At 51.7% G+C, this 317-nt stretch carries 1 pseudogene; it reads left to right on the forward strand.

Going from position 1 to position 317, the window contains the following annotated elements:
- A pseudogene (locus tag SLNSH_RS24415) lies at positions 1-317 on the forward strand (IS6-like element IS26 family transposase); the annotation flags it as partial.

Genomic DNA, 317 nt, shown 5'->3' on the forward strand with positions numbered 1-317 from the left:
AGATCCCGCGATTCATCAACACGGATAAAGCGCCCGCCTATGGTCGCGCGCTTGCTCTGCTCAAACGCGAAGGCCGGTGCCCGTCTGACGTTGAACACCGACAGATTAAGTACCGGAACAACGTGATTGAATGCGATCATGGCAAACTGAAACGGATAATCGGCGCCACGCTGGGATTTAAATCCATGAAGACGGCTTACGCCACCATCAAAGGTATTGAGGTGATGCGTGCACTACGCAAAGGCCAGGCCTCAGCATTTTATTATGGTGATCCCCTGGGCGAAATGCGCCTGGTAAGCAGAGTTTTTGAAATGTAA

Source organism: Alsobacter soli (assembly GCF_003004785.1).
In the GTDB taxonomy this organism is placed as follows: domain Bacteria; phylum Pseudomonadota; class Alphaproteobacteria; order Rhizobiales; family Beijerinckiaceae; genus Alsobacter; species Alsobacter soli.